Origin of the sequence: Nonomuraea indica (assembly GCF_002850745.1) — a bacterium.
GTDB lineage: Bacteria > Actinomycetota > Actinomycetes > Streptosporangiales > Streptosporangiaceae > Nonomuraea > Nonomuraea indica.
Map to the genome: position 1 here is coordinate 1 of NZ_PJOK01000100.1, position 3,725 is coordinate 3,725.

General features: G+C 73.7%; 3 protein-coding genes. 2 read left to right on the forward strand and 1 reads right to left on the reverse strand.

What is annotated here, in order from left to right:
- The first annotated feature begins 320 nt into the window (after positions 1 to 320).
- Together CXR44_RS38630 and CXR44_RS38635 are read left to right on the forward strand one after the other, a co-directional pair.
- Positions 321 to 1,583: an activator-dependent family glycosyltransferase gene (locus CXR44_RS38630; RefSeq protein WP_101791121.1), complete on the forward strand. Its 1,263-nt coding sequence runs from the start codon at positions 321 to 323 to the stop codon at positions 1,581 to 1,583.
- A 16-nt stretch (positions 1,584 to 1,599) separates the two neighbouring features.
- Positions 1,600 to 2,910, forward strand: coding sequence for an activator-dependent family glycosyltransferase (locus CXR44_RS38635; protein ID WP_101791122.1), 1,311 nt, complete (start codon positions 1,600 to 1,602; stop codon positions 2,908 to 2,910).
- On the opposite strand, the gene CXR44_RS38640 is transcribed toward CXR44_RS38635, so the two are convergent.
- Positions 2,862 to 3,725: ketoacyl-ACP synthase III family protein (locus CXR44_RS38640; RefSeq protein ID WP_144070255.1), on the reverse strand; the 864-nt coding region annotated here is incomplete at its 5' end. The genes CXR44_RS38635 and CXR44_RS38640 overlap by 49 nt on opposite strands.

Sequence of the window (3,725 nt, forward strand, 5' to 3'; positions counted from 1 at the left end):
CGGCACCTCCCCCGCCACCGCGGCGCCCGACATCCCGTGCACCGCCGCCTCCTCGGCCGTACACCACCCCTTGTCCACCGCCTCCCGCACGCTCACCACCTCGGGCACGAAAACCCCGAGACCACCGACGAACACATCGGGAATGCGCACGGGTCCACCTCCGCGGGGAAAGGAATTCGGCCGTCCGGCCAGATTATCGGATATTCCGGCGGGCTCAAGAAAACAGTCGCACGGTGGCGGAGGACGAAGACGGGTTATTAGGCTGGCCGGGCCACGGGCGGCCCGGCCACTGCACGGCCGCATATCTTCCGGAGGGACTCGTGCGCATTCTGTTCGCCACTCACGAGGAGAAAACGCATTTTCTCGGAATGGTGCCGCTGGCGTGGGCCGCGCACAACGCTGGGCATGAGGTCCTGGTGGCGAGCCAGCCGGCGCTGACCGACGTGATCGTGAGCACCGGGCTGACGGCCGTGCCGGTCGGCGGGGACCACACGCTTCAGCACCTGCTGCGGCTCGCCGCAGCAAGCGACGCCCGCGAGCTCGACCACGACCTGAGCGGAGACCGGCCGGACAAGCTGACCTGGGAGTACCTGACGGCGGGGTACGAGGAATGGGTCCGGTGGTGGTGGCGGATCGTCAACGACCCGATGGCCGACGACCTCGTCGACCTCTGCCGGTCCTGGCGGCCCGACCTGGTGATCTGGGAGAGCCTCACGTACGCGGCCCCGGTGGCCGCCCGGGCGGCGGGCGCCGCGCACGCCCGGTTCGTCTGGAGCAGCGACCTGTGCGCCCGCCTGCGCGCGCACTACCTGCGCCTGCGGGACGCGCGCCCGCCGGGCGAGCGGGTGGACCGGCTGGCCGAGTGGCTGGGCGGGCTGGCCGGGGCCGCGGGCGTGGAGTTCTCCGAGGAACTCGTGTCCGGCCAGTTCACCATCGACCAGGTCCCCGGCTCGCTCCGGCTGGACGTGGACCTCGACCACGTCCCGCTGCGGTACGTGCCCTACAACGGCCGGTCGGTGGTGCCGCGGTGGCTGCGCACCCCACCGGACCGGCCCCGCGTGTGCCTCACGCTCGGCACCTCCTCGGTCGAGCGGCTCGGCGGCTACGCCGTGCCGGTCCAGGACCTGCTGGACGCGCTCGCCGGACTCGACGCGGAGATCGTCGTGACGCTCCCCCGCGAGCAGCAGGCGGAGCTGCGGCACGTCCCCGCGAACGCGCGGGTGGTCGACTTCGTCCCGCTGAACGTGCTCGCGCCGACGTGCTCGGCGGTCGTCAACCACGCGGGACCGGGAACCGTGTTCACCACGGCGGTGCACGGGGTGCCGCAGTTGCTGTTGCCGTACCACATCTTCGACGCGCCCGTGCTGTCGAGCCGGCTCGCCGAGCACGGCGCCGGCCTGATGATCGGGAGCCACGAGGTGACCGGGCCCGCCGTGCGCGACGCCGTGGAGCGGCTGCTGCGCGAACGGTCCTTCCGCCTGCGGGCCGAGGCGCTGCGCCGGGAGATCAGGGCGCAGCCGTCTCCGGACGAGGTGACCCGCCGCCTGGAGGACCTCACCGACGCCCGCCGGGCCGCGTCCTGACACCGACGGAGGAAGCGTGCGCGTTCTCATCACCACCTATTCCGACGTCTCACACCTGCTCGGCATGGTGCCGCTCGGCTGGGCGCTGCGCACCGCGGGCCACGAGGTCCGGGTGGCGAGCCAGCCCAGCCTGACCGACGCCGTCGCGGCGACCGGCCTGACCGCGGTTCCCGTGGGCACGGACCACCGTTTCTTCGAGACGCTCGCCGCCGGGGGCGGCCAGGAGCACGCCGAGGAGGGGTTCGACCTGACGGAGGAGCGTCCCGAGCGGCTCACCTGGGAGGCGATGCGCGACGGCTACGCCGAGATCGTGCCGTGGTGGTGGAGCATGGTCAACAAGACCATGATCGACGATCTGACGTCGTTCTGCCGCTGGTGGAGGCCCGACCTGGTGATCTGGGAGCCGATCACCTTCGCCGGTCCGCTGGCCGCCCGGGCGTCGGGGGCGGCCCACGCCCGCTTCCTGTGGAGCCTCGACTTCTTCGCCCGGATGCGGGCCCGTTTCCTGCGCCTGACGGCCGAGCGGCCCTCCGGCGAACGCCAGGACCCGCTCGCGCTCTGGCTCGGCGCCCGGGCGCGCAGGCTCGGCGTGGACTTCTCCGAGGACCTGACCCTCGGCCAGTTCACCATCGACCACACCCCCGGGTCGCTCCGCCTGGAGCCGGTCGCCGGCGTCCGCAGCGTGCCGGTGCGGTACGTGCCCTACAACGGGCGCGCCGTCGTGCCCGGCTGGCTCCGCGACCCGCCGGAGCGGCCGCGGGTCTGCGTGAGCCTGGGGATCTCGGCCGACGAGTGGTACGGCGGCTACGTCGTGCCGGTTCGGGAGGTGCTCGACTCCCTGGCGGACCTCGACGCCGAGATCGTCCTCACCATGGGCGACGAGCAGGCCGCGCGGCTGGGGCCCGTGCCCGCCAACACGAGGGTGGCGGGGTACGTGCCCCTGCACGCGCTCATGCCGGCCTGCACGGCCATGATCAACCACGGTGGGCCGGGAACGGTCTTCACCGGCCTGGCCCACGGGGTGCCGCAGCTCGTCCTGCCGAACCAGTTCGACGCGCCGGCCCTCGCCCGCAACCTCGCGGCGCGGCAGGCGGGCCTGACGCTGCCCGCCGCCGAGGTCACCGGGTCGCGGGTCCGCGACCTGCTGGTCCGCCTGCTGCGGGAGCCCGCCTTCCGGGACGGAGCCGGGGAGCTGCGGCGTGAGATGCTCGCCATGCCGGCGCCCAACGAGGTGGTGCCCGTGCTGGAGGAGCTCACCGAGCGGCACCGGGACGGCGATCAGCCCTCCAGGATGCGCACCACGGCGCACGACGCCGTCACGCCGTAACCGACCGCGCCCAGCAGCACGTGGTCGCCCGCGCGCACCTGGTGCGTCTCCAGCAGGTGGTGCAGCGCGGCGAACGGCCCACCCGCCCCGAGCTGGCCGACCGAGCCGCCGTGGTCCCAGGTCGTCCTGCCCGGCGGGACGCGCATGTTCTCCAGCCACCGGTGCTCGATGGAGTCCGGGGCGAGGTTGGTGAGGGCGACGCGGGTGAGGTCGTCGAAGGAGACGCCCGCCTCCGCGACGATCCGGCCGGCGAGCCGCATCATCGCCTTCTCGGTGCTCAGCAGGGCGGTGCGCAGGTCGGAGCGGTCGGTCGCCATGCGCACGAACCCCTCGTCGCGGGCGGTCCAGTCGACCGGGGCGCCCGTGGTGGCGCCCGGCGGGAACATCGGCTCACCGTACCGGGCGCACTCCTCCAGCTCCGGCACGGCGGCCGAGCCGACCGACAGCACCTGCGCGATGCCCGGCCGGCGGGACAGGTGGAGCGCCACGGCGCCGTCGCCGAACAGGACCGGGGACCGCCACCGGTCGAAGCGCGGCGTGCCGAAGTTGTCGGCGGCCACCACGAGCGCGTCGGGCCGCCCCGCCGGGGCGACACCCAGATAGGGTCCGGCCAGCTCCAGCGCGCTGAACACGCCGTTGGCGTCGTGGCGCAGTTCGACGGCCAGGGCGTCGCCGCCGACGAGGTGCCGCTGCAGGAAGTACTGCGGCAGCCACCCGTCAGGCCCCTGGTGCCACACGTCGCAGTAGAGCAGCAAACCGACCTCCGCCGCACGCCCGCCCGCCGCCTCCAGGGCCGCACGGGCGGCACGCAGAGC